The organism is Flavobacterium terrigena (assembly GCF_900108955.1).
Classification (GTDB): Bacteria; Bacteroidota; Bacteroidia; order Flavobacteriales; family Flavobacteriaceae; genus Flavobacterium; species Flavobacterium terrigena.
This window is the reverse complement of the sequence record NZ_FNYA01000001.1, coordinates 141,968-166,662: the sequence shown is the minus strand read 5'-3', so window position 1 is coordinate 166,662 and position 24,695 is coordinate 141,968. Positions and strand designations below refer to the sequence as shown.

Annotated in this window: 27 protein-coding genes; 12 read left to right on the top strand and 15 right to left on the bottom strand. The window is 30.4% G+C overall.

Going from position 1 to position 24,695, the window contains the following annotated elements; genetic code table 11:
• Positions 1 to 53: 53 nt before the first annotated feature.
• The 7 genes from BMX42_RS00895 to BMX42_RS14655 form a co-directional block, all read right to left on the bottom strand.
• On the bottom strand, positions 54 to 755 hold the full coding sequence (locus tag BMX42_RS00895) for a VIT1/CCC1 transporter family protein (protein ID WP_091306998.1): 702 nt from the start codon (positions 753 to 755) through the stop codon (positions 54 to 56).
• Positions 756 to 929: 174 nt separating this feature from the next.
• Positions 930 to 1,346, bottom strand: a complete 417-nt coding sequence (locus BMX42_RS00890; RefSeq protein ID WP_091306997.1) for a DUF3788 family protein — start codon at positions 1,344 to 1,346, stop codon at positions 930 to 932.
• A gap of 194 nt (positions 1,347 to 1,540) precedes the next feature.
• Positions 1,541 to 2,065: a hypothetical protein gene (locus tag BMX42_RS00885; RefSeq protein ID WP_091306994.1), complete on the bottom strand. Its 525-nt coding sequence runs from the start codon at positions 2,063 to 2,065 to the stop codon at positions 1,541 to 1,543.
• 190 nt (positions 2,066 to 2,255) lie between these two features.
• Positions 2,256 to 3,338: a PAS domain-containing sensor histidine kinase gene (locus tag BMX42_RS00880; RefSeq protein ID WP_177169092.1), complete on the bottom strand. Its 1,083-nt coding sequence runs from the start codon at positions 3,336 to 3,338 to the stop codon at positions 2,256 to 2,258.
• 62 nt (positions 3,339 to 3,400) lie between these two features.
• A complete protein-coding gene (gene trxA, locus BMX42_RS00875) occupies positions 3,401 to 3,703 on the bottom strand; it encodes a thioredoxin (RefSeq protein WP_091306988.1) in 303 nt (100 codons plus the stop codon).
• 5 nt (positions 3,704 to 3,708) lie between these two features.
• Positions 3,709 to 3,909 carry a YgaP family membrane protein gene (locus BMX42_RS00870; RefSeq protein ID WP_091306984.1) on the bottom strand — a complete coding sequence of 67 codons (201 nt, stop codon included), beginning with the start codon at positions 3,907 to 3,909 and terminating at the stop codon, positions 3,709 to 3,711.
• Positions 3,910 to 4,294: 385 nt separating this feature from the next.
• Positions 4,295 to 4,438, bottom strand: a complete 144-nt coding sequence (locus BMX42_RS14655) for a hypothetical protein (protein ID WP_394332814.1) — start codon at positions 4,436 to 4,438, stop codon at positions 4,295 to 4,297.
• A gap of 310 nt (positions 4,439 to 4,748) precedes the next feature.
• Here BMX42_RS14655 and BMX42_RS00860 point away from each other — a divergent pair, with 310 nt between their 5' ends.
• On the top strand, positions 4,749 to 6,215 hold the full coding sequence (locus BMX42_RS00860; protein WP_091306978.1) for an SLC13 family permease: 1,467 nt from the start codon (positions 4,749 to 4,751) through the stop codon (positions 6,213 to 6,215).
• 60 nt (positions 6,216 to 6,275) lie between these two features.
• Here BMX42_RS00860 and BMX42_RS00855 read toward each other — a convergent pair whose 3' ends face one another.
• The 5 genes from BMX42_RS00855 to BMX42_RS00835 form a co-directional block, all read right to left on the bottom strand.
• Entirely contained in the window at positions 6,276 to 6,956 is a 681-nt protein-coding gene (locus tag BMX42_RS00855; RefSeq protein ID WP_091306974.1) for an ABC transporter ATP-binding protein, read from the bottom strand.
• A 1-nt stretch (position 6,957) separates the two neighbouring features.
• Positions 6,958 to 8,217 carry an ABC transporter permease gene (locus BMX42_RS00850; protein ID WP_091306968.1) on the bottom strand — a complete coding sequence of 420 codons (1,260 nt, stop codon included), beginning with the start codon at positions 8,215 to 8,217 and terminating at the stop codon, positions 6,958 to 6,960.
• Positions 8,214 to 9,293, bottom strand: a complete 1,080-nt coding sequence (locus BMX42_RS00845) for an efflux RND transporter periplasmic adaptor subunit (RefSeq protein WP_091306964.1) — start codon at positions 9,291 to 9,293, stop codon at positions 8,214 to 8,216. Before BMX42_RS00845 ends, BMX42_RS00850 begins: the two co-directional genes overlap by 4 nt.
• A 126-nt stretch (positions 9,294 to 9,419) precedes the next feature.
• Positions 9,420 to 10,343, bottom strand: a complete 924-nt coding sequence (locus BMX42_RS00840; RefSeq protein ID WP_091306960.1) for a 1-phosphofructokinase family hexose kinase — start codon at positions 10,341 to 10,343, stop codon at positions 9,420 to 9,422.
• A 716-nt stretch (positions 10,344 to 11,059) separates the two neighbouring features.
• The gene (locus BMX42_RS00835; protein WP_091306956.1) at positions 11,060 to 11,911 is read right to left on the bottom strand and encodes a hypothetical protein; all 852 of its coding nucleotides are present in this window, start codon (positions 11,909 to 11,911) and stop codon (positions 11,060 to 11,062) included.
• 136 nt (positions 11,912 to 12,047) lie between these two features.
• Here BMX42_RS00835 and BMX42_RS00830 point away from each other — a divergent pair, with 136 nt between their 5' ends.
• The 8 genes from BMX42_RS00830 (at position 12,048) to BMX42_RS00795 (ending at position 17,856) form a co-directional block, all read left to right on the top strand.
• Positions 12,048 to 12,566 carry a DUF892 family protein gene (locus tag BMX42_RS00830; protein WP_091306952.1) on the top strand — a complete coding sequence of 173 codons (519 nt, stop codon included), beginning with the start codon at positions 12,048 to 12,050 and terminating at the stop codon, positions 12,564 to 12,566.
• 307 nt (positions 12,567 to 12,873) lie between these two features.
• A complete protein-coding gene (locus tag BMX42_RS00825) occupies positions 12,874 to 13,452 on the top strand; it encodes a hypothetical protein (protein ID WP_143055576.1) in 579 nt (192 codons plus the stop codon).
• 41 nt (positions 13,453 to 13,493) lie between these two features.
• Positions 13,494 to 13,763 (top strand): BON domain-containing protein, encoded by a 270-nt coding sequence (locus BMX42_RS00820; RefSeq protein WP_091306946.1) that lies wholly within the window; start codon positions 13,494 to 13,496, stop codon positions 13,761 to 13,763.
• 60 nt (positions 13,764 to 13,823) lie between these two features.
• On the top strand, positions 13,824 to 14,810 hold the full coding sequence (locus BMX42_RS00815) for a 2-hydroxyacid dehydrogenase (protein ID WP_091306942.1): 987 nt from the start codon (positions 13,824 to 13,826) through the stop codon (positions 14,808 to 14,810).
• 21 nt (positions 14,811 to 14,831) lie between these two features.
• Positions 14,832 to 15,590 (top strand): MlaE family ABC transporter permease, encoded by a 759-nt coding sequence (locus tag BMX42_RS00810; protein ID WP_091306937.1) that lies wholly within the window; start codon positions 14,832 to 14,834, stop codon positions 15,588 to 15,590.
• Positions 15,591 to 15,596: 6 nt separating this feature from the next.
• Complete coding sequence (locus tag BMX42_RS00805) at positions 15,597 to 16,376, top strand: ABC transporter ATP-binding protein (RefSeq protein WP_091306934.1); 780 nt, start codon at positions 15,597 to 15,599, stop codon at positions 16,374 to 16,376.
• A gap of 12 nt (positions 16,377 to 16,388) precedes the next feature.
• The gene (locus BMX42_RS00800) at positions 16,389 to 17,441 is read left to right on the top strand and encodes an MlaD family protein (RefSeq protein ID WP_091306930.1); all 1,053 of its coding nucleotides are present in this window, start codon (positions 16,389 to 16,391) and stop codon (positions 17,439 to 17,441) included.
• 28 nt (positions 17,442 to 17,469) lie between these two features.
• On the top strand, positions 17,470 to 17,856 hold the full coding sequence (locus tag BMX42_RS00795; RefSeq protein ID WP_091306927.1) for a hypothetical protein: 387 nt from the start codon (positions 17,470 to 17,472) through the stop codon (positions 17,854 to 17,856).
• A 16-nt stretch (positions 17,857 to 17,872) separates the two neighbouring features.
• Here the strand turns inward: BMX42_RS00795 and BMX42_RS00790 are convergent, their stop codons facing one another.
• The 3 genes from BMX42_RS00790 to BMX42_RS00780 all read right to left on the bottom strand — a co-directional run bounded on the left by BMX42_RS00790 (position 17,873) and on the right by BMX42_RS00780 (position 21,003).
• Positions 17,873 to 19,399, bottom strand: coding sequence for a PAS domain-containing sensor histidine kinase (locus BMX42_RS00790; RefSeq protein ID WP_177169091.1), 1,527 nt, complete (start codon positions 19,397 to 19,399; stop codon positions 17,873 to 17,875).
• Between the two features lie 137 nt (positions 19,400 to 19,536).
• Positions 19,537 to 20,208 carry a DUF6629 family protein gene (locus BMX42_RS00785; protein WP_091306921.1) on the bottom strand — a complete coding sequence of 224 codons (672 nt, stop codon included), beginning with the start codon at positions 20,206 to 20,208 and terminating at the stop codon, positions 19,537 to 19,539.
• A 123-nt stretch (positions 20,209 to 20,331) separates the two neighbouring features.
• Positions 20,332 to 21,003, bottom strand: a complete 672-nt coding sequence (locus BMX42_RS00780; protein ID WP_091306917.1) for a BON domain-containing protein — start codon at positions 21,001 to 21,003, stop codon at positions 20,332 to 20,334.
• 311 nt (positions 21,004 to 21,314) lie between these two features.
• Between BMX42_RS00780 and BMX42_RS00775 the strand changes: the two genes are divergently transcribed.
• From BMX42_RS00775 to BMX42_RS00765, 3 genes are all read left to right on the top strand, one after another.
• Positions 21,315 to 22,364 (top strand): response regulator, encoded by a 1,050-nt coding sequence (locus BMX42_RS00775; protein WP_091306914.1) that lies wholly within the window; start codon positions 21,315 to 21,317, stop codon positions 22,362 to 22,364.
• Between the two features lie 151 nt (positions 22,365 to 22,515).
• Complete coding sequence (locus BMX42_RS00770; RefSeq protein WP_091306910.1) at positions 22,516 to 22,977, top strand: Hsp20/alpha crystallin family protein; 462 nt, start codon at positions 22,516 to 22,518, stop codon at positions 22,975 to 22,977.
• Positions 22,978 to 23,099: 122 nt separating this feature from the next.
• Positions 23,100 to 24,626, top strand: coding sequence for a L,D-transpeptidase family protein (locus BMX42_RS00765; RefSeq protein ID WP_091306908.1), 1,527 nt, complete (start codon positions 23,100 to 23,102; stop codon positions 24,624 to 24,626).
• The last annotated feature ends 69 nt before the right edge of the window (positions 24,627 to 24,695 follow it).

Here is a 24,695-nt window from a genome sequence, read left to right as displayed (position 1 = left end):
TAAATCGTACGATTTAAAGGGTTTTTTGTTTTTACAACTAAATCCTACGCTCCTTATACTCTAACTCCAAAAACATAACCTACTAATGCAGATAAACCCATTGCAATTGTACCCCAAATAGTAATTCGTAAAATTGCTTTAGGAATGCTTGAGCCACCTGTTTTGGCTGCCATTGTACCTAAAATAACAAGAAAAACAATTGTAGAAGCATAAAGCCAATATTCCATTCCTTTTACAGGCGCAAAAAGGATTACTAATAACGGTAATAAACCTCCAACGCTGAATGACGCACCTGACGCCATAGCAGCTTGAATAGGATTTGCTTGACTTATCTCGTTGATACCTAATTCGTCTCTAATATGAGCTCCTAGAGCGTCTTTTTCTGTGAATTCAATAGCTACTTGCATAGCCGTTTCTTTTTTCAGTCCTCTTTTCTCGTAAATTTGAGCCAAAATATTTAGTTCTTCATTTGGCATTTCTTTGAGTTCTTTAATCTCTCTTTCAATATCTGCTTTTTCGGTGTCTGTTTGTGAACTTACTGAAACATATTCTCCTGCTGCCATTGATAAAGCACCAGCAACAAGTCCAGCGACTGTTGCTAATACAATTGGTTCTCTAGTAGAGCTTGCAGCCGCAACTCCAATTGCAAGACTGGAAATAGATATTATTCCATCATTTGCACCAAGTACTGCAGCTCTCAACCAGTTGCTTCTATGTATATAATGATTGTCTAAATAGTTATCAATTGTTATCATTTTCTTCTTGTTATTTGTTGTCATAAAATTACTGATAACATTCCGCAGTAGATACTGCATGAACGATTATTTCTTACTAAGATAAGATTTTTAAAGGACTCGAGCACAAAGGTGAACTGGAACAGACTAAGCAAAAGTAGCAATTGAACCAAATTCCAGTTAGCAGATGACCATTTAATTTGATATTTTAATTTTAATTAATTTTTGAATGTCTTCAAAATTTGATTGATCTTTAATTTCAATTCTTATTCCACGTCCTTCAGCATGTTGTTTTGCAAGCTTTAGTTCTGTTTTAATAGATTCCGAAATATCACTTTCCATAATTTGGTTTGTTGCTTTTTGCCCAAATACAAAAGCAGTTTTAAAGAATTTATCTCTTGGGAGTAAATAAATTAAAATTCTCTTATTGTCTTTTATTCTATAACTCCATCCAAACTTTTCTCCAGAAAAATTCCATTCACAAGTTGCATCTGGATAATTTTTCTTTGTGAAATCTTCAAAACTTTTCCAAATAGGAAATGTTTCACCCAATCCATTTTCTAAATCCTTGCTTGTTGGTTTTATATTTTTGTAAACAAATATACTTTTCATAATGCTCAATTTTGGGTCGGCTTTCTGCTAACGTTTGCTAGTAGATGCATGAACAATTTATTTTCTTGCTAATATAAGATTTTTAGGGACTCGAGCATAAAGTGAGAACAGAAGAAGCAAAATCGAACATGTGTTTTATTGTATTGTAGCTATTGTGCTAAACCGTATTTTATTTTGTCTTTGCTTCAGATCCATTAATTCTTTATTGTTAAGTTTTTCATCAACTTGGTAATTGCTTTCTTTACACTATCTGATAAAGTATCTGTGTAATTTGATTCAGTCAATGAATTAATTTCACGGATTAGGTCTGGGTGTTTTTTAGAAATTGTTACCATTAATTTAAATGCATTGTAACGAAGGGAAGGGGTTTTGTTGATTTGTACCCAAATGTTTGTGCAAATGTCAAATAATTGTCCTTCGAATTCGTTATTCAATTCCATCCGTTGCAGAATCATCAATAGTTCTCTTTGTTGATTATCTTTTCGTTTAGGTAAAATGTCAATTATTTTTTTTAAATATTTTCGAACCTGTTTGTCATTTATATCCATGCAGCTCCACAATACCCATGCAGCTCTCCAAGAATATGGTTGTTTGTCTGCGATGGCTAATTTTATAACTTCAGTAAAATCACTAGGGTGAGATTCCATATAAGCAATCATACCAGCTTTATGCGAGTTTGTCAGCAGATGTTCCAATTTTGTTTCTATGGTCTTAGTCATTTTTTAATCTTATTTGTCGGTCAAGATTTATTGTTGTCCTAATACGATTTATGGCGTTCCCAAGCTTTTGAGGTTGCATACTAAAGAAGCCTAAACTCTTAGTTTAACACTAAATTTAAAGATAGAAAAGCGACTTTAGACTAAGCCCGACTCGCAATCTTGCAAAACCTGTGTTATGAGATGTTCCTCTTTATTTCTGCTTTAAGTGAATAATAAATTTACTGCCTTTATTTACTTCACTTTCTACTTGAACTTGTCCACCCATAGCCTCTATTTGATATTTGGTAATATATAAGCCAATACCTTGTGCATCTTTATTTCCATGAAATGTTTTATACATTCCAAAAAGGTCCTTGCCGTGTTTTTCTAAATTAATTCCCTTTCCATTGTCGGAGATAGTCAATTCAACATCATCATTTTCTGCTACACAATTTAATTCAATAATTGGGGCTCTATCGGGATGTTTATATTTAATTGCATTTGTAAGAAAGTTTGCCAAAATACTTTCTATGTATGCCGGATTGCCAAGGATAATTGTTTTTGCGTCAACATTGTTTTTAATAATTGCATTACTATCATTGATTTGCATGCTTAATGTAGAGATGGCTTTAACTACATAGTCATATAAATTTATTACTATCGGTTCAATATTGCTCATGTTTTGCACATGAACAATTTCATTTAAATTTTTTATCGTTTCAGTAAAGTTATTTGAAATAGTTTTGAGGTATTCAATAATTTCTGTTTGCGTCTCGGTAGAATCTGTCTCAACAAGCAACTCTAACATTCCGGAAAAACCATGAGCAAAGTTTTTGAGATTATGTGTGACAATATTAGCAAAGTTCATTAAACGTTTGTTTTGTTCACTAATTGTCTCGTTCGATTTAATCAACTCATTTTCTAAAATTTTTATTGGAGTTATGTCTGCAACATGAACAAAAAAGCCTCTAACATCTCCATCTACAATGTCAGGGAAATAGTTTGCTATAGAATAACGTAGACAACCTGAAGGCAAAGGTATCTCGCGTTCAAAAGTTTGATTTTCACCTTTCAATGCTCCGAAAATATAGGGAATATTTTTTTCATAGAGTGGACCTAATAATTCTTTAATGGTTATTTTGTCAACCATTTCTTCACGAGTTTTTCCAAACCAATCTATGTAAGCAGCATTGGCAAATCGGCAAATTAAGTCTTTATCCCAATATGCTAACATGGCAGAAATATGGTCTGCAACTAATAGCCCTAATGAATCAATGTTATGTTCTGATTCCATTTTCATCAATGTACTTTTAGGGTTGCTCATAATGTTCAATGGCTTGGTGCAGTATTGGCTGCTTAATTAGATTTTTCTAATATCATTAGTATAATTTCTTCTTTTGATAAAACTCCTGATTGACGCCAAAGCTGTTTGCCGTTTTGAAAAAGCATCATTGTGGGTACACCTCTAACTTGATAAGATGTGACTATATCTTGATTTTTATCTACATCAATTTTAATAATAGAGACACGTTCACCCAAATTGTCTTTCACCTGTTTCAAGATGGGACTAAGCATTTGGCAAGGGCCACACCATGAAGCATAAAAATCAATTAAGACTGGAGTATCATTGTTAATTATTTGATTAAAACGAGCATTCATAATAATTATTTTTTGAGGGTATTTATGCCTAAAAGTGCGTACAACGGACAAAAACCGATAAAACCTGTAATTACAAATATAACAGCTATTACTAAAGCTATGATGGCTAAAGTCCCTGTTATAGTTGTTGTAAAATATAAAGCGCCAATGATAATAGCGATTACTATTCGAATCATTGTATCTAATGAACCCATATTCTTTTTCATACTACTTATTTTTTGAATTGATTTGCAAGTCTAAATTATACTATTCTTTTTTAATAAAACATGACGGTTATCATACTTATTAATATTTGCAGGTATACATTTTTGCCTTTTAATAAATCTTATTGTATTGCTAACTTGTTTATTTAGGTTCATTTGTAGTGACATAACCTTCAGATGAGAGTTATTAGATTTACGATTAAGATTATATTAATGAATTTGGAAAAAGTTAAAATCGAACAGATTCATATTGTTGATGATAACTAGGTTTTGTTAAAATAAGTTACCACAAATTTAAGCGTCTTGATATGAATGATGTTGCTGAACAGCTCAGATAATAATTCCACATTCTATAAAATGCTTTATCATAATGATGCTTTAGTTTTTCTCAGGAATTTTTAAAATTTTCTTTCCATGACAGTAGGGTATAATCATAATGAATACCAATATTATGGCAATCTTCTATGACCAGTTTTCCTTCAATGGCTTTCCCAATTTGTACCATAGAAGGAATTGATTCATTTGGGAAAATATATTTATGAATCTAAGGATCAGTATTTAAATTTGCTTCATTGCTTCCAATGAAGTGCAATAGACTGATTCTTTTTTCTGCTCTTTTGAAATTGTAATTCCTACAACCTTCACTTTATAGTTTTTTTAAATGTTAAATGTTAATTTACAAAGAAATAAAACTACCTTTAATGATCTTTATCACTAATTTTATAAATCAAAATACTCATTTCCATATAAATTTAATTTTGTAAAAAGGAATTTTATTACCGAAGTTAATTCTGAGAACACATTTTTTATTTCATTTTTAATACATTTAAATCTTACTCGCTTTGCAAACCTCTTATCAAATCCATAAAAAAAAAATTGGCTTATTTTTAGGTGTATTGCTTAGCGTGTTATGTTTTGCTTTTAATCTATTTGAATTATCCTATGAGGCCAATCAGGTACTTTCCATAACCATTCTCATGATTATTTGGTGGATATTTGAAGCGATGCCTATGCCAGTCGTGGCATTAATACCTATAGTATTATTTCCTTCGTTAAACATAGCGCCCCTAAAAGAAGTTGCTATGGGTTATGCCGACCCCATAGTTTTTCTTTTCATGGGAGGTTTTTTTATTGCCCTTGCTATTGAAAAGTGGAACTTGCATAAAAGAATGGCTTTAGGTATTATTTTAATTACTGGGACTAATGGTAATCGAATCATACTTGGTTTTATTATGGCGACAGGTTTCCTCAGTTTGTGGCTCAGCAATACTGCTACAACCATGATGATGTTTCCAATAGCTGTATCAGTAATTCATACTATTAAAGACCACAATAAAGATGAAAAGAGCACAACCAATTTTTCTTTAGCACTGATGCTTTCCATTGCTTACGCTTCTAACTTTGCTTTGGGAACCATAATTGCCACACCGCCTAATGTAGCTTATGTTGGGTATATCAAAGATCGTTTTAATTATACCATCAGCTTCGTTGATTGGTTGCTTTTGTTTATGCCATTAACACTCCTTTTGTTATTAATACTTTATGGGGTACTCGTTAAAATAATGTTTCCTAATAATATCAAACATAGTGCTGAAGCTTCTAGCGCTATAAAAAAGTCCCAAAAACAATTGGGTTTTATGAGTACACCTGAGTGGAGAGTATTACTGATTTTTAGTGTAACGATTTTATTATGGATTACAAAAGACCTGATTAATGCTGCGCAAAGCTATTTAGTACTTGATGATACAATTATTGCCATGTTGGGTGGTATACTCTTGTTTTTGACCTCTTCTGGTAATAAAGAAACAGGTAATTCAGAAAGATTAATGTCCTGGCCTGATGTTCAGCATATGGCATGGGATGTATTGCTTCTCTTTGGAGGAGGAATAGCCTTGGCCAACGCACTTGAAGCCTCACAATTGGTACATGAACTTGGTTCTAGTTTGGCTAGTGTTACAACCAACAATTTATTCATAATAATATTGGTAGTTACCACAATTGCTGTGTTTTTAAGCGAAGTCATCAGTAATCTGGCTTTAGTAATTATTCTTTCACCAGTTGTCACTTCATTAGCATTATCATTAAATATTAATCCTTTAATTTTAGGAATCCCAATGACTTTGGGGGCAAGTTGTGCCTGTATGCTTCCTATGGGAACACCTCCTAATGCAATAGTTTTTGCCAAAGGACACATTAAATTACAACATATGATGAGAACAGGACTAGTACTTAATATAATTTGTATTATACTTATTACTGTGTTTACTTGGCTCTTTCTACCTTTAGTGTTGGGTATGAAACTATTATGAAACTAAATAAGTATAAATAGGTTTAGATAGATTATACCAATAACGACTGCAATACAACCATCACATTTTAATAATCTTGCCATCTTCCATTTCAATAATTCTGTTGGTACGATTGGCAAATTCATTATCATGGGTAACAATTAATAATGATTGATTATAAAGTGAACTCAATTCCTGAAAAATATTGAATACTATTTCACTATTTTTTTTATCAAGGTTTCCGGTTGGTTCATCGGCCATAATAATCATCGGGTTATTAATCAATGCACGTGCGATAGCAACTCGTTGTTTCTCTCCGCCAGAAAGTTGATTGGGTTTTTTTAACGCTTCCTTTTCAATACCCAGTAATTTAAGCTTTTCGAAGGCATTGTGCTCAATTTCTTTTTCTGAAATATTACCTAACTTAAGCCCTGGCAACATTACGTTTTTCAATACAGAAAATTCATTTAGTAAGTAGTGGAACTGAAAAACAAATCCGATTTTTTCATTCCTTACCCTAGCAAGCTCAGCCTCATTTTTATTGCCCATGTTTTCACCCTCAATCCACAAAGCACCTTCATAATCAGTATCCATGGTAGAAAGTATATAAAGTAAGGTCGATTTTCCGCAGCCCGATTTTCCAATTACAGAAATGAATTCGCCTTTAAGGATTTCAAATGAAATATCTTTCAAAACCTTTACAGATATTGGGTCGTGAAAATACTTTGAAATTTGTTCCGTTTTAAGAATTACATTGCTCATTTTATTTTCCTCTAATGATGATAACTGGATCTATTTTACTGGCTCTTCTTGCAGGAAAATAACCTGCGAAATAAGTAGTTACTATTGAGAACGAAAGCCCAATTAAATAGATTTTCGGATTGTAATTAATGGGATATGTTTTGATGGCAGGCAACGAAGCAGTATTGAAGGGTACATGATCTATGATAACAGACAATCCTAGTCCGAATGCTAAACCAAATATACCACCAACAATTCCTATTGTTGAGGCAATTAAAATGAAAATAGCATTAACGTCTTTTCCTGAAAATCCAGTTGCTTTAAGGATGGCAATTGAATCCATTTTTTCATAAATCATCATGTTCAGAATATTATAAATACCAAAACCTGCCACTATCAACAATGTGATTCCCACCGAATACGAAATAAGTGTCCTGATAAAACTCCCTGTTTCAAATTGAGCATTTGCTGTTTGTATGTCGAGTGCATCTAAATGGAAAACATTTTCATACTCTTTAGCAATTAAAGGTGCAAGTGAAACATCTTTAAGCTTCACTTGAATATCGGTAATATAAGTTGATGATTCTCCAAGAAGCCTCTGAGTCGTATTAAGCGAGCAATAGCTTTGCACAATATCAATATCCCTAATTCCTGATTGGAAAAGACCAACCACTTTTAATGATATTTGTTCTCCTTTAGATGTGGTTACTACTATGACATCTCCCAATTGTACCATCATTTTTTCGGCAACACCCTTACCAAGTATAATACTGTTGGGTGTATTCTTAAGGTCAAGATAGTTTCCATCCACGACATAGTCTTTAAATTGAAACAAACGACTCTCTTCAGCTGCGTCAATACCATCAATAATACCATTGATATCTAACGCACCCACATTATAAAAAACTTGTGTCGTTACCTTAGGAACAACGCCTACCACTCGTTCATCATTTTTTAAGGCGTTCATAATTCCAGCTGCATCATATAGTTCCAGTCGTTCATTTTTTGGTTTTACCGATCGGATAAAATTGTGGTAATTTTTAAATTCGTTAGAAATGTCAATCGGTTGTTGTTTCGATGGCTTTATTTCTTTGTACAGTCGGATGTGAGCCGTACGGTTTAGGATTAGTCCGTCGAGCATATCATTTAAGCCAGACATAAAACTCAATAATCCAACAAACATTGTGATACTAAATGTCACACCAATGGCCGCCACTAAGGTTTGCCGCCATCTGGCCATTAGTAGTGAAATCGAAATGCTTGCAATGAGTTTGTAATTCATGGTGTAGGAGGTATTAATTCATCTTGTGCAGTAATTCCTGAAATTATTTCGATTTTCTGATAGTCTTTCAACCCTGTTTTTACTATGACCTTCTCGCCGTTACTTTTAAAAACAATCGAATCGTTTAAGACATAGTTTCTTGGTAGGAGTAGTGCTTTATTTTTTGTTTCTAGTATAATATTGGCTTCAAAAGAAATATTTGGATATAGTTGGTGGGGTGGATTCAAAAAATTTGCTTCTACTAAAAAAGTTCTGGTGCGTTCATTCATAAGAGGATTTATCTTGGTCAAAATGGCTTCAAATACTTTTCCTTTATAACTATCCAATGTTACCTTTACTGATAAGCCTTTATGAATTTTAAAGATGTCATATTCATCTACTTGTAGTTCTAGGATGAAATTTTTTGCATCTCCAACAACAGCAAGTGGGGTTTGTGTATTTACAATCTCTCCTTTCTCTTTATTGAGACTATAGACAATACCATTCGTTTCACTTTTTAACCAATAATCGTCAGCAATTTTTCCAGAAATTAAAAGATTCTTTTTTGATTGGGATGCATTAAAATTCAATTGTCTTTTAAGGTCATTATATCTTACTATCGAGGAATAATAACTCGTTTTAGAGTTTTGATAGGAAAGCTCTTTCTGTTCCAATTCTGCTTTAGATCCTATTTTCTGTTGCCAAAGATTTTTCTGCCTAAAATACATTAGGGAATCATTTTTCATCTTATTTTTAGATAAATCAATAAGTAATTTAGCTTCTTTTAATTTACCCAAGTTAGCCTCTATATCTGAATACGCAGCAGTGAGCTTAGCGTTTTCCTCATTAAGGCGCGGCACTTTACTTGATATTGATAATATTATATTTCCTTTGTTAATTGTATCTCCTTCAGAAACGTAGATGGAATCGATAATTCCATTTACTGGAGAATATACTTCATATTGGTTTTCACTTTTTACGATTCCAGAAGCATAAATGGATTCGGAAATAGGTCCTAATGTAGGTTTTATTCTTTGCCCTTTATCCTGACAGGCAAAAAGAAAAAAGACAGTAATTAAATATATAATTCTTTTCATAACACAAAGATATTTTTTTAAAAATTCTTAGAACATGATATTTATCAATATCCATATTTGATATACAGTGATGTACTCTTGTTAAGTGCTTGAAAATGTAGGTTTTATTGAGCTATTTTACAAGCATCATTTTAGAATTTTAAGCAACATTTCCACATCTTTTTTCTTGCATAATTGGGAACCTAAATTCATAGTCGCAGCTGTTCCACAGGCTATTCCATAGTGCAACGATTTTTCCAGATTTTCTCCATTTGACAGCCCAAATACAATTCCAGCAACCATACTATCACCAGCACCAATGGTACTTTTTACTATTATTTTTGGAGGTTTAATATGAAGTGTCTTTTGTTTTGTAACCAATATTGCTCCTTTTTCACCTAATGATGTCACGATTATTTCGCATTGGTTTTTATGGATTAGTTCTTTGGCTGCATCTTCAACACCTTCAATTTTTAGATTATCAATACCTACTAAAAAACCTAATTCTTCGAGATTGGGTTTTAGCAGATAAACCCCTTCATCGACAGCTTCTTTTAAAGCATCACCAGAAGTGTCTACAATGAATTTTGCATCATTCTTTTTAGCGATTTTTGATAATTGCCCATAAATATTAAGTGGAACTCCCAAAGGTAAACTTCCACTAGCAACAATGAAATCTACATTTTTTTCATTTTCGATAACTTTCAAACATTCCAGCCATTCATTTTTTAATAGTTCATTACCTGGCATCCCAAAACGAAACTGTTTTTTTGTTGACTCTTCAAAAATTGCAAAATTTTCCCTTGTTTCACTTTGGCATTGAATAGGTATAAAAGGTACTTTTTCTTTATATAAAAGTTGATTTAAATGAACACCTGAGCAGCCACCAGACGGAAAAATAGCAGTAACATCACCACCAAGAATGTTCAATACTCTTGCTACATTAATTCCTCCACCACCTGGTTCTGATTTTAATTCAGTGCAGTGCATTTTTTTTTCTGGAACCAATATTGGAACAGTAGTATTTTTATCAATACAAGGACTGAATGTAACTGTAATTATTCTAGTCATAAAAAAATAATTTTATTTTCACATAATGTGATATTATAACCAATTAGTCATTTTCTAATAATATTAATTGGACATTTATGGTTCCAATATAACTTTGATAATGTGCAAAGAGCAATTTTATGAGGTTATTTGAGGTGTTTTTTCAGTTTCAAGAGAATACTAACCTAATGGAAATATTCTTAGGAAAAGCGAATAAATATTTGCTACTATATAATATATTTCTGGCTTGTATTGTAAAGGTAAGGAACTACTTTGGATAGTTCTGTCTATATTTTCTGATTTATTATTGTCTCTTATTCTTTTTATTAAATTTTGCAAATGATATAAGTCTTTTAAAAAATAATACGGATTTACAACAATAAATTTATTTGATATTGATTACAATCATTATACAACGTGACGACCATCATATTCTATAAATACTACTAGTACTATCTTTGGTGTAGAAATACGTTCTTAACTAGATTGTTGAACCATTACAAGTTAATGCGTGTTAAAGACATTTGTACAATTAATTTTCCAAAAGGAAAGTTTTAAAATTTATGTCAGAAATGAAGTATAGTTTTCCAACTAGTTTTGATTATATCCTTTAGGATACAAAATTAGAATAAGGAGATAAATTACAGTTTCAAATGCGTATTAAGCAGAAGTCTCGGTTGAAAAATCGAGACTTTTGTCGTTTTATTATTTGTCTGAAATTGTTATTTATGACATTCTTATATGCTTATTTCACTATCTTTTTTATCCACTTTCACTTCTGTTATCTTATGTATAGGCGCATTTTCCTTAAGAAACCAAATTAAAAGCGCAAAACTAAATGCATCAAGAAGCGCCATTAATACTACAACAGATAAGTTTGTTTCAATTTTATTAAAATACATAATAAAAGTTAGTGTGGCGATAGTAATATCCATTAGAACGAAGAAAGTAAGTAGTGCTGGAGTAATTAGAAAACCAAGATATGATTGTTTTAAAAGAAGAATACCCACAATAATAACGCCTGGTAATAAAAAAGCCAAATCCATTACTTGAACGGCATTGGTAAAAAGTCCAGTATTAATTAAACTCTTGGGTAAGTTACCTTCTATTGATGATTGAATTATCTCTGATAGCCAAAGTGCATAAAAAAATATTGCTATAATAAGAAAATAAAAAGCGGTGATTTTTGTTGCGATTGTTTTAGTTCCTGTTATTCCAATCTTATTGAAATTATTATACATAAAAATTACTAGTCTATAAAATGAAAGACTTAAAATTAAACAATATAAAAGAAAAAGTGAGTTGTAATGGATTTCGAAACAGTAAATAGTAAAAGTATAAGTTATATACAATAAAATCCCTGGTTTAATCATAATTGCCCAACTATTTCTTTTTAATGTAAGCCAAGAAGCTATCAATAAAGAAGGAACAATCAATAATAAGTTAACCAAATCTTGTCCAGTTGTTTGTGTCTGCCAATTTTCTGTTTCCAAATTATAAAAATCAGGCTGTAACAAACCCACACATGCTGTAATTGCAATACTTATTGAGATTACAAAATCTAAAATAAAATCTGTTGTTTTCTGCATTTTGGTTCATTTTTATTTACAAAATTAAAAGGTATAAAGGAATTAGATTGTGATGTAAGACATTACTATATATGACCACCGTCATTGTTTTTGACTATCAATACTAATTAATTTTGAGAATCTTAATTTTAATACTATGGAAACTAATACAAAAATTACCACATTGGTCCAATTGTTAAACCACGAATTGGTTACTTTACTTGGCATTGAACAAAAGCTAATGGAATTTCTTCCAGTTTGGATTGATAAAACACATAACTTAATGTTAAAAAACTCATTACGTGATTATTTGTATCGTGTGACTCATCATGCTGATAATCTTAAAAATTATCTCTCATCTGAAATCGAAGAAGATTTTAATAAGAATGAATTCTTCCTAAGCTATTATTTATCGGAAGTAAATTGGAGACTTGAAAACTGCAGTTCAGAGATTCTTGATGCTTATTTGTTATCGAGCATACAAACTGTAAATCATATAAAAATAAGTAATTATGGTACAGTTGCTACATGGTCACAATTACTTGAATTAAACGATATTTCTTTAAAGCTTCACGATGCTTCCATTAATGAAAAACATATCGATGAAAAATTAAGCTTACTTGCACAACGTGATATAAATATTAAAGCTAAAATTCCTTTAGCATTAATGCAATAGAGCGATTATGGATTTACTTTTAATAAATAATTATGTCTAACAAAGATTCATTTCCAATTAGGCAAGCCCTTATTATATAGCACACTATCAAATGATTAGTGTCATATTTCATACTGATGCACGTCATAAATTATTAAAAGGTATTTAAGGAACTTTGAAAGGATATTATTGCTATTAGTATACTCGAAAATAATGTGAATTAAATAAATCAAAAGTAAAAATCGCTATTATGAAATCTCCAATTTATAATTACAACAAAAAAAATATAAGTTCAAAAGGGTATTATTTACTGTTTATTTTTTTGATTATGCTAATAAACTCCTGTAGTTCTACAAGGATAACAAGTAGTTGGAGAGATCCTAATAAGCAAATTCGCTCAGGTGACTGGAATAAAGTTCTCGTAGTAGCTTTATTGCAAAGCGATACCAATAGACGTCGTGCTGAAGATGAAATGGTAACTTATCTACATGGAAAAGGTATTACTTCTTACAGTTATTTAAATGACGAGATTAATCCAAAAAATGAAGAAGCAATACGAAATAAAATTAAAAAGGATGGTTTTGACGCTGCAATTACTATGCGCCTGATTGATGTAGATAAAGAAAAAATATACACGCCAGAACAACACTATATGTATCCTACTTATTATAGTGGCTTTGTTGGTTATTATTACAGAGGTTGGGTTCATTATAGTACACCAGGATATTATACAGTAACTAAAAAATTCATAATTGAAACAGTAATTTATTCTATTCCTGATGATAAAATAATATGGTCTGGAATCACAGAAACATACGATCCAATTGGTGTAAAAAAGTTAACAGATGAAATTGCTCTTGTCATTCGAAAAAAAATGATTGAAGAAGGATTTATTGAAAAACAGTAATATCTAAATTTCTATATCATGAAATATTAAAACAAACCATTATGAAAACAGATGAAATTTTACAAAAAAAAGTGCAAGAAGCACTCAAATGGGAGCCACAATTAAATGATGTAGAAATTGGTGTAATTGCAGAAGATGGCATAGTGACCTTATCGGGTATAGTTGACAATTATTATAAAAAAAATGAAGCAGAAAATGCAGTAAATTTTGTTTCAAATAAAAATTGTCCTATTCATTTACCTCAAAACAAAATAGAAAATGGTTTGATCGTTTACTTAATAATAGTCAATCTGCAGAGCTTTCTTTTATAACCAAAACACCTCTCTTGGTATATAGAAAAGCAAAAAAATAAAATATAAATTTTTATTGAAATGAAAATATTTGTTTATAGTACGCATCGTTTTGAAAAACCCTTTTTACTGAAAGAGGCCAATAATCAGCATGAGTTAATTTTCTCTGCTTATTCTTTAAAACTAAATACAGCTAAATTAGCAAAGGATTGTAATGCAATTATTGCATTTACTTCTGATGATTTGTCTGCTGAGGTACTAAATGAATTATTTCATAATGGCGTTCGATATATTGCATTGCGCTCTGTTGGATACGACCACATTAATCTATCAAAAGCTAAAGAATTAGGTATAAAAGTAGCTAATGTTCCAAATTATTCTCCTTATGCAACAGCAGAACATGCAGTAACGTTGTTACTCGCTGTAAATAGAAAGTTAGTTTTAGGGCAAAAACTAATGAAACTCAATAATTTTTCACTGGATGAGCTTGTAAGTTTCGACTTACATCAAAAAACAATAGGAATAGTAGGAACTGGAAACATAGGTGCTGTATTTGCTACTATTATGAAAGGTTTTGGTTGTCGATTATTAGGTTTTGATCCAGTTGAAAATAAAGAACTACAATTAAAAACCGGAATAATCTATACATCAATAGAAGATATTTGTCAACAAGCAGATGTAATTTCAATACATTGCCCATTACTGCCTTCAACTCGCTATATGTTCAATAGTAAGCTTTTTGGACTGATGAAAAAAGGAATGTTACTTATCAATACGGCTCGCGGTAGCATTATAAAAACAAGTGATTTATTGATAGCATTAGAAAATCAAACCATAGCAGGAGCAGGCTTAGATGTTTATGAAAAGGAACATGATATTTTTTTTCGTAATCACCTAAACAATGTAATTATTGATGCTGAATTTGATGCATTGCGAAATCATAAAAATGTTATAATAACTGGACATCAGGCATTCCTAACCAGAGAAGCATTAACAGAAATCGCCCAAACTACATTTTTTAACATTAATAAATGGGAAAAAGGGGAGGCTACTAAAAACGAATTGTAATAGAACTATAAACTTTAAAAATTGGAAATTTATTTTAAAACAAGTTTTAGCCTCGTAGGCAATATTGCCAAATTCTCTTATCTCTTTTTTAAAGAAATTTTTAAATCTGGATTTGAGTTTAAAGAGTTTATACATCAGTGTTATGTGATAGGATACAAATCGTTGCCCTTAGTAACCATAACCGGATTTATAATGGGATTAGTATTGACCATACAATCAAGGCCAGCAATGGCAAAGTTTGGTGCAGAATCGTGGATTCCTGGAATGGTTTCCTTATCATTAATTAGAGAAATTGCTCCCGTAATAACAGCATTAATTTGTGCCGGAAGAATTTCTTCTGGTATAGGAGCAGAGTTAGGTTCTATGAAAGTAACTGAACAAATTGATGCGATGGAAGTGTCGGCAATAAATCCATATAGATATCTAGTAGTAACCCGAACTTTAGCTACTACATTAATGATTCCTATATTAGTTATTTATGCCGATTTAATTGGAATTATAGGTGGTTATGTCGGTGTAAATATGCATAACGAGGTTAATATATCTCGCTTTTTTTCTCAAGTATTTGAATCTTTAGAATATGTTGATGTTTTACCAGCCACTATAAAAACGTTCTTTTTTGGATTTTTTATTGGAATAATTGGTTGTTACGAAGGTTTTAATGCTTCAAGTGGTACGGAAAGTGTGGGAAAGGCAGCCAATTCTGCTGTTGTTTCGGCTTCTCTTACTATTTTTATTATTGATATGATAGCAGTACAAGTAACCGATTTGTTTTTTTGATTTATTATGAAACTAAAAGAAAATTCTTTACTCACTCACGAGAAGTCTGCAATAAATGAGCCTTTAATAACATTTAAAAATGTTTACAAATCCTATGGCGACAATAAAGTGTTAAACGGAATTAGCTTTTCTATTAACAAAGGTGAAAATCTTGTAATATTGGGTAGATCGGGTTCAGGTAAATCGGTTGCTGTTAAATGTTTAGTTGGACTAACTAAGGTTGACAAAGGCGAAATAATAGTAATGGGTAATGATATTACAAAGCTAAATGAACATGATCTTAATCAAATCAGAATGAAAATAGGATTTCTATTTCAAAACGGAGCTTTATATGATTCTATGACTGTAAAGAAAAATTTGGCTTTTACGTTGCAACACAACAATAAAAACTTAGAAGAAAATGAAGTAAATCTCGCTATTATAGAAGCATTAAAAAATGTAGGGCTTGAAGAAGCCATTGATAAAATGCCAGCAGAATTATCTGGTGGAATGAGAAAAAGAATAGGGTTAGCAAGAGCTTTAATAAATAAACCTGAAATTATAATTTATGATGAACCAACAGCTGGTTTAGACACAATAACTGCTCGGGAAATTATTGAACTCATACAAAGCATAAAATTAAAATATAATACCACTTCAATCATCATAACTCACGATTTAACTTGTGCAAAATATACGGGTGATAGAATTATTATTCTTAAAGATGGAATCATTAAAACTGAAGGCAGTTTTAATGAAATTGAAAATAATACAGATAATTGGGTAAAATCCTTTTTTGAAAAATAAGTTAGATAAATTATGAGTAACGAATCATCAGGAAATTGGAAATTAGGTGTTTTTATCACTTTAGGAGTACTGCTTTTTGCTGTAACCATATATTTTATTGGGTTAAACAGAAATTTATTTGGTTCCAACTTTGTTTTGCGATCTGAATTTAAAGATGTTAGTGGGTTAAAACAAGGCAGTAATGTTAGACTTTCGGGTATTAATATTGGAACAGTTAACAAAATTGATTTCATTTCAGACTCATTAGTTTTAGTAAAATTACTCATTAGAAAAGATGTGCAGCAATACATTAAAACTGATGCTATTGCTAGTATAGGTTCTGATGGTTTAGTTGGCGACAAAGTGCTTATTATAACGCCAGGAACTACTTCTAATACCATGGTAAATGATAATGATATTATAGCTTCTTTCAAAGTAATTGAAATTGAAGACATTTTGTCTAGTGTTAAAGTAAGTGCCGATAATGCAAAAATAATTACCGATCAATTCGTTCAATTTAGTAATAAGATGAATGATAAAAATGGGCTACTTTATAAAATATTGACGAATCAAGATTTTGCGTTCAAAATAGACAATATTATCAGTAACCTTAAAGTGAGTGTTACTGAAATTGCAGAATTTACACCTAAATTGAATGACAAAAATGGAGTTATTGACAAAGCTTTTACCGATAAAGATTGGGCAAATAGTTTGGAAAAAAGTATTTATAATTTGCAAAAAAGCTCAGATGATATTAGTAGTTTAACAACTAAATTAAATGATAAAAATAATATGATATCTCAAATTTTATACAACGATACAATTGTTCCTGCTTTTAACAAAACGATACGCAATTTGGAAATTAGCTCCAATGAATTAGTGAAATTCACATCAAAAATAAATAATGACGAAACGGTTTTATCTAAACTAATAAACAATCCAAAATTGGCAAAATCACTCGATTCGACTTTAATTAATATTGAAAAAAGAGTCGAAGAGTTTAAAGAACTTGAAGAGGCAGCTAAGGACAATTTTTTATTGAAAAGCTATTTTAAGAAAAAAAATAAAAAAGAAAGAAAAGAATAAATACTGATATTATTAAATTTTAATAACCATGGCCACAACAAAAAAACTCGGTGTTTGGATGGATTATTCATCAGCACGTATCATGGAATTTTCAGAAAATACACATGAGATAGAGACAATAGAATCAAAATTCAAATCAAAACTTAAGTCTAAGGAAAGAGGAGAAAAACACTTACATTTAATTGCTGATCAATGCAAAGCAGATTATTTCAAAAAAATAACATCTATCATTTCAAAGTATGATAAAGTACTTCTCTTCGGACCAACTGATGCTAAAAAAGAATTATTTAATAAATTGTCTGAAGACCATCGCTTTGTTAAAATCAGAATTTATTTAAAACAAACCGGAAAAATGACTTTAAACCAAAGAAACAGATACCTTTTTAACTATTTTTCTAGTCCGTTGTACAGATAAAACTTATTTATTACAACTACTCTGAATGGTATCTTGGAATTGAAAGAGTAAATTCAGTTCCTTTATTTACCTCACTAGTGAAGCTAATAGACCCTTCAATTAAGGTTACATAATTTTTTACAATTACTAGTCCTAAACCAGTACCTTGAATATTCCTAGCATTACTTGCACGGTAAAATTCAGTAAATAATTTCTTTTGATCTTTTAATGGTATTCCTATGCCATGATCTTGAATATTGATAGTTATTGTTGTTTCATTTATACTTGTAGAAATAATAATTTTTTTCCCATTTTCAGAATATTTACTGGCATTAGAGAGAAGATTCAATAATATGTTTTTTAATATTTTAACCGACTGACTGACATTTAATTCACCACTATGAGAATAACTAATAATTTGTTTATTGATTTTTGCTAATTCTTCAAACTCATTAATAGTTTCTTTCATAAAGTCTGAAAAATTAAATTCATTTATTTCAAAATCTACAAATCCTTTTCGAAGTTTTTCTAACGTTAAAAAGTCATTTAATATTGCGGTAAGATGATTGACTGATGAGGTAATTCTATTGAGGTGTTTTGATATATTTTCCTGATTACTATCTTCAGTATGTTTTTTTAATATCGAAGCACTAGATAAAATAGTTGCCAAAGGAGTTCGGAATTCATGGGATGCAAACCCTACAAATTCAGATTTCATATCGTTTAATTCTTTTTCCCTTGTTAGAGAATCAGAAAGTTCTAATGTTCTTTGAGTTACTTGGGTCTCAAGTTCTTCTTGAAAGGCAATTTGTGAAGTTACGTCTAATAAGATAATTTGTATTGTTGTTTTTTCTGCATTTAATTTAATAAAAGTACTACACCAAAAAAGACTACCATCTTTTTTTTTCATGTGTTGTGTCTTTCTTAATTCCCCATTTTCAAATATAATGAGTATATTTTTTTTAAACTCTATTGGATGAACATAATGAGTTTTTAAATCAAAGTTTTTAATTAAATCGTCTTTAGATTCATACCCAAATAACGCTACTCCAGGGTTGTTGACTTCCGTAACTTTTGAAGTAGTTGCATCCATTGTAAGAATAGGCACCAATGCATTAGAAAATATATCTCTGTATCGTTCTTCACTTTTTTTGAGCGCCTCAATACCTAGTTTTCTTTCTGTAATATCAGACCGGATAGCAAGATATTTATAGGGTTTCTTTTTTTCGTTTAAAAAAGGAACTATCGTCGTATCCACCCAATAGATTGTTCCGTCTTTAGCTCTGTTTTTTATTTCTCCTTTCCATATAATACCACGACCAATAGTTTGCCAAAGATTTATAAAAAAAGTATGAGGATGATAACCGGAATTTATAATTCGATGGTTTTGACCAATCAACTCTTCTTTGGTGTATTTTGAAATTTTACAGAAATTATCATTGACATATTGTATCGTTCCTTTTTCATCTGTGATGGCTACAATATTGCCTGCGTCCAAAGCTGTTTTATAATAATAATTGTCATTGGATAAGGCTTTGAAATCAGCTTTTTCTTTAGGGTTCATCTTTATTTTGGATAAATTATTATTAAAAGTAGTGTAAATTATTCTATTATAACCATAAAAATAGTAACAATACACAATTAAGTGCTTGGTTTCTAGGTTGATATTGAATTTTTTTTTGAGATAAAACATAACTACTGTTAAGTTATCACTTCTGAATAAATTCTAGTTACATTATCTTTTATTTCCGACAATACAAAATATACAATTATACTTATTCCTGCCGCAAAAAAGCACCATACCGAAATAAGATAATTGGCATAAAATATTTTAGTAACCAAATATGAAATCAAAATAGCTAAACCTAATAGCCACATTCTCTTGAAACTAGATAGAAATGGAGGAATAATAGTTACTAAAACATATAAATAGCCTAAGTATCCTTTAAAAATATCAGGATAGATTTGATGATAGGAAATATGATAATCGTCTATTTCTGCTTTTACTTCGTAATTGATAAAACACCAAGCTAAGCATAAAGAAATGATAAACCCAAGACCAGTAAAAAAAGTAAGTAATTGTCTTGAAAATTTTTTATTTTCAATCTTTTGTATGGATAATGGAACCCATATTGGCCATACAATTTGAGCAATAATAATAAAGAGCCCAGTGCATATTTTTTCTAATTGGGTGTAATCGGAACTTGGTAAAATAATCCATAAAACCCCTTCTGCAAATTGTTGTAACGCAAATAATAAAGGAATTAGAGCAAAAAAACGCTCTTTAGGTTTAGTCGTTCTTTTTAAGGAAGCAAAAGCTATCACGGTAAGAACCGTTCCGGCACTAAAACTAGCAGTGGCAGAAAAACACATAGACAATTATTTTTATATTAGTTCTTCATAAACTATTGAGTAGAAACTGTAACAGTCATTTGTTGGCAACAGTTCCAAGCTATATTAAGATTTAAAAAAATCGGGAGTTTACTCCCGATTTTTTTAAATTACATAATCATATTTATAATCAATAACAATGTCATTTTCAACAAACACAACTCCGGGAGTTTTCCATGCAATTTTTTCAGCCTCTTCTTTTTGAAACAAAGAGTTAACCTTTCCTGTTAATGTAACTCTATTCTCGTTAACAGCTACATGAATATCATCAGCATTAATAGACCAATGGCGTCGTAAGGCTTTTTCGATGATACTTTTTTCAAGTGCATTCACATATTGAGAACGTATTAAAATATTGTTGGACACACCTTTAACTCCAGGAATATTTTCAATTGCACGCTTCGCAGCATCTCGCTGATAGTTCCATGAAACATCACCAGTAAGTGTCACCCAAGCATGTTCTACTTTTACTTTTATTCTCTCATCTGGAACATTCCAATGATTTTCCAATGATTTTAAAACATCAGCTGCAATTTGATCATCTGTTTTAGTGAGTGCAGTTGGATATCTCACTTCAATTTTTTCGACAACTGCTTTAACTCCTGAAACATCTTTAACGGCTGCCTCAGCTGCTATTTTCTTATTGTAATTATCTACAGTGCCAGTTAAGGAAACAATCCCATCATGCACTATCACACCAATTTCGGTGGCATTAAGTTGTGGTTCCCATTTAAGAGCATCCATCACATCTTTTTGAAGTTGTTCATTACTTTTCATTTTTAAAATTTTTATTTGTTATTAAAAAACTACCAGAAATAGGATAGTTGTTACTCAAAATCTTTGTAAATGTATTACTCTTTATGAGGTGAAATAATGATACAAATCATTGTAAAAAATGATATACGGCAAGTTTAATTTTGGATTATGATTGTTTTAACATTTATTACTTACCAAACAACTGTTTTATAGTGACTTATATTGTTTTTTTGTTAAATTTGTAATAAGTCATCAAACAAAATAGTATAATGAAAATCTTGACTCATAACTGATTTTAAAAAGAAAAGTTTACTATTGTAAATCTCATAATTATGGATAAAATATTAGTTATCGAAGACAATTTTGAAATGAGAGATAATATTTCTGAAATTTTGGAACTTGCTGGTTATAAGGTTTATTCTGCTTTGAATGGAAAAATAGGTGTTGAAATGGCTTTAAAAATTGAGCCTGATATTATTTTGTGTGATATTTTGATGGATGAATTAGATGGTTATGGTGTACTCTTTATGTTAAGTAAATATTCACAAACCAATGCTATTCCTTTTATATTTATTACTGCAAAAGCACAAAAACAAGACTTACGCAAAGGGATGGAAATGGGTGCTGATGATTATTTAATAAAGCCATTTGATGATGTAGAATTATTAAATGCAGTTGAAACTCGTTTAAAGAAGAAAAAACAACAAGAAGAATTTTACAGTAAAACAATAAATAAGATTGAGCAGTTAGTAACTTCCTCTAATGGATTACCCGAATTAAACAAAATCATTGAAGAGCGAAAATTAAGAACAGTACGAAAAAAACAGGTGCTTTATTATCAAGGTGATAAAGCTACAAACATCTATCTAATTCACAAAGGGAAAATTAAAACCACCAAAATTGCTGATGATGGGCGAGAACTTACCACTAAAATATATAATGTTGATGAATTTGTTGGTGTTCACATGATTTTTTTGTCTGAAAATTATATAGATAATGCAATTGCGATTGAAGATTGTATTCTCAGTATTTTTTCTATAAATGAAATTGAAAAATTAATCAGTCAATATCCAGATGTGGCAAGCAAATTCATTAAAATACTTTCTAATGAAATTGTTGAGAAAGAAGAACAATTACTACAAATGGCTTATTCTTCTGTTCGTAAAAGAATTGCGGAATCATTATTAAATTTTCAGAAACAACATTGTATAAATGGCAATAATATTAATCTGACTCGAAACGAATTGGCTAATTTATCTGGAACTGCACCTGAAACGGTTAGTCGTACTTTGACTGAATTTGATAATGAAGGATTAATCGACAAAAGTCGTAACGAAATTATACTTCTAAATTTACAAAAGTTAAGTAGTTTAAGAAATTAAAATAAAAAAGCATTCTCCTTTTTATTTAGATTTTGAAAGTTAATTACTTGATATAAATCAACTTTGGATTTGATTCCAATCATTTACTACGCTCTAATAATAAGCTAAATTTGACATATAAATTATTGTTTAATTTTTAAATATAATCATTATGACTCAATTAGCAACAAGAACAAGAAACGGAAACGGAAGATTATTCCCTAAATTCATCGACGATTTTTTTAATACAGATCGATTTTTAATTGATTTGGAAGGTAGTTTTCCTAATTTAAATTTCAAAAATATTTTGCCTGAAGCAAATATTGTTGAAAACAAAAAAGAGTTTAAAATCGAGTTAGCAGAACCCGGACTTGATAAAAAAGATTTTAAGATCGAAATGAAAAATGGTATTTTAACAATAAGTGCCGAAAAAGAAGAAGAAACCAAAACAGAAGATGAAAACTATCTTTCAAAAGAGTTCTCATATAGTTCTCTTCATCGCACTTTTGCTTTGCCAGATAATTTACTTACAGACAAAATTGATGCTAAGTATGAAAATGGAGTATTAAAACTTAAACTTCCTAAAAGCGAACTTAGTATTCAAGAACCAGTTAAACAGATAAAAGTATCATAATTGGTTTCAAAATTGAAAAAAAGCCTGCAATTGTAGGCTTTTTTTAATACTATTCAGTATATATAAAAGCAACAAGTTAATTGCTTTTTTGATTTTGAATTAATCACATTAAAGTTTTAAAAATGAAAATCTACTGTTTTTTAATTATTATTTCCTTTTATGCCAATTCAGTGTTATCTCAAGACATTTCTTCAAAAGAAATAGATGTTGTTTCTATAAATAATTTTTTTAGAACTCACAAAGCTTATATTTTATATGAGGATGAAGTAAAAGAATTATATAAGAATCATAATTCTTTTTTTTGGTACAAAGAAAATCAGACCTCTGAGTTTGCTGTTCTTATGTATAATGCAACTTGTAAAATTGGTGAAGAAGGTTTGCCTAAAGAAATTCCTTATCAGGAAGAAATTGACAAACTCTTTAAGGTTTCAAAGAAGATGATACCTAAAAAGCAAGATGACATCCTTTTAACGTGCCTTTATTATTACTATATCGATAAGGTTTTTAATGGCTTAAGTATTGATAAAAGCATAAAAACAGGTTGGAAACTTCCTCGTAAAAGAGAAAATTATATTACATCGCTTACTTTAACTTCGGACAGTAAAGAAAATTTAATACCTGAAAAAAAACTACTTTTTAATCAATACTATCAATTAAAATCCGCACTTCAAAAATATAGTAAAATTGATTTGGCTGGCGGATGGGATTCAATACCTCATGAAATCAAAGAAGAAGTAAAACCAAATGACGTTAGCGATTTAATTAAAGATATACGTCACAGGCTTTTCATCGAGGGATACTTAACGAATGATTCAAAATCAAAATTATATGAAAAAGAGTTAGAAAAGGCTATAATAATGTATCAAGAACACCACGGAATGATTCCGAATTCAAGTATAAATAATGCTTTACTAACATCTTTAAATGTTTCTGTAAAAGAAAGAATTGAAAGTATTGCAGTAAATATGGAAAGATGTCGCTGGATCAATCCAGAACATGAAATAAACTATATAGCTGTAAATATTCCTTCTTTTATGCTGTTTTATTTTAAAAATAATGAATTAGTATTTAGCTCAAAAGTAGTAGTAGGAAAGGAAATGAATAAAACTGTTGTTTTTTCAGGAATACTAAAACAAATAATATTCAATCCTTACTGGAATGTTCCTTCAAGTATTTTGAAAAATGAAATTTTACCAGCAATAAAAAAGAACCCAAACTACTTAAAACAACACCAAATGGAATGGTCTAATGGAAAGGTCAGACAGAAACCTGGAGATAATAATGCATTAGGTCGAGTTAAATTCATTTTTCCTAATTCTAATAACATCTATTTGCATGATACTCCTCAAAAAACACTTTTTAATGAAGAAAAAAGAGCCTTTAGTCATGGTTGCATTAGAGTTGAAAAAGCTTGTGAACTGGCTGTTATATTGATGCAGGAAAACTACGGCTGGACGGAGCAACAAACTATTGATGCAATGCAGCACAACACTCAAAAAATGTATCCGTTAATAAAACAGTTACCTGTATACATTGTTTATTTCACTGCTTGGGCTGATACATCTGGCAATGCATTTTTCTTCCCAGATATATATAAACGTGATAAAGTTTTAGTAGAAATGTTGTTTGAGCAAGTTTCTGAAAAATAAATTAGTAGTAGAGTATGATTAAAGTTTAGCTTTTATCAATATTAATTTGTGGAATAACATTAATTTTTG

Coding starts and splice junctions, on each gene's coding strand:
- BMX42_RS00895 (WP_091306998.1), bottom strand. CDS start 755: ATGATAACAATTGATAACTATTTAGACAATCATTATATACATAGAAGC.
- BMX42_RS00890 (WP_091306997.1), bottom strand. CDS start 1,346: ATGAAAAGTATATTTGTTTACAAAAATATAAAACCAACAAGCAAGGAT.
- BMX42_RS00885 (WP_091306994.1), bottom strand. CDS start 2,065: ATGACTAAGACCATAGAAACAAAATTGGAACATCTGCTGACAAACTCG.
- BMX42_RS00880 (WP_177169092.1), bottom strand. CDS start 3,338: ATGGAATCAGAACATAACATTGATTCATTAGGGCTATTAGTTGCAGAC.
- trxA (WP_091306988.1), bottom strand. CDS start 3,703: ATGAATGCTCGTTTTAATCAAATAATTAACAATGATACTCCAGTCTTA.
- BMX42_RS00870 (WP_091306984.1), bottom strand. CDS start 3,909: ATGAAAAAGAATATGGGTTCATTAGATACAATGATTCGAATAGTAATC.
- BMX42_RS00855 (WP_091306974.1), bottom strand. CDS start 6,956: ATGAGCAATGTAATTCTTAAAACGGAACAAATTTCAAAGTATTTTCAC.
- BMX42_RS00850 (WP_091306968.1), bottom strand. CDS start 8,217: ATGAATTACAAACTCATTGCAAGCATTTCGATTTCACTACTAATGGCC.
- BMX42_RS00845 (WP_091306964.1), bottom strand. CDS start 9,293: ATGAAAAGAATTATATATTTAATTACTGTCTTTTTTCTTTTTGCCTGT.
- BMX42_RS00840 (WP_091306960.1), bottom strand. CDS start 10,343: ATGACTAGAATAATTACAGTTACATTCAGTCCTTGTATTGATAAAAAT.
- BMX42_RS00835 (WP_091306956.1), bottom strand. CDS start 11,911: ATGCAGAAAACAACAGATTTTATTTTAGATTTTGTAATCTCAATAAGT.
- BMX42_RS00830 (WP_091306952.1), top strand. CDS start 12,048: ATGGAAACTAATACAAAAATTACCACATTGGTCCAATTGTTAAACCAC.
- BMX42_RS00825 (WP_143055576.1), top strand. CDS start 12,874: ATGCTAATAAACTCCTGTAGTTCTACAAGGATAACAAGTAGTTGGAGA.
- BMX42_RS00820 (WP_091306946.1), top strand. CDS start 13,494: ATGAAAACAGATGAAATTTTACAAAAAAAAGTGCAAGAAGCACTCAAA.
- BMX42_RS00815 (WP_091306942.1), top strand. CDS start 13,824: ATGAAAATATTTGTTTATAGTACGCATCGTTTTGAAAAACCCTTTTTA.
- BMX42_RS00805 (WP_091306934.1), top strand. CDS start 15,597: ATGAAACTAAAAGAAAATTCTTTACTCACTCACGAGAAGTCTGCAATA.
- BMX42_RS00800 (WP_091306930.1), top strand. CDS start 16,389: ATGAGTAACGAATCATCAGGAAATTGGAAATTAGGTGTTTTTATCACT.
- BMX42_RS00795 (WP_091306927.1), top strand. CDS start 17,470: ATGGCCACAACAAAAAAACTCGGTGTTTGGATGGATTATTCATCAGCA.
- BMX42_RS00790 (WP_177169091.1), bottom strand. CDS start 19,399: ATGAACCCTAAAGAAAAAGCTGATTTCAAAGCCTTATCCAATGACAAT.
- BMX42_RS00785 (WP_091306921.1), bottom strand. CDS start 20,208: ATGTGTTTTTCTGCCACTGCTAGTTTTAGTGCCGGAACGGTTCTTACC.
- BMX42_RS00780 (WP_091306917.1), bottom strand. CDS start 21,003: ATGAAAAGTAATGAACAACTTCAAAAAGATGTGATGGATGCTCTTAAA.
- BMX42_RS00775 (WP_091306914.1), top strand. CDS start 21,315: ATGGATAAAATATTAGTTATCGAAGACAATTTTGAAATGAGAGATAAT.
- BMX42_RS00770 (WP_091306910.1), top strand. CDS start 22,516: ATGACTCAATTAGCAACAAGAACAAGAAACGGAAACGGAAGATTATTC.
- BMX42_RS00765 (WP_091306908.1), top strand. CDS start 23,100: ATGAAAATCTACTGTTTTTTAATTATTATTTCCTTTTATGCCAATTCA.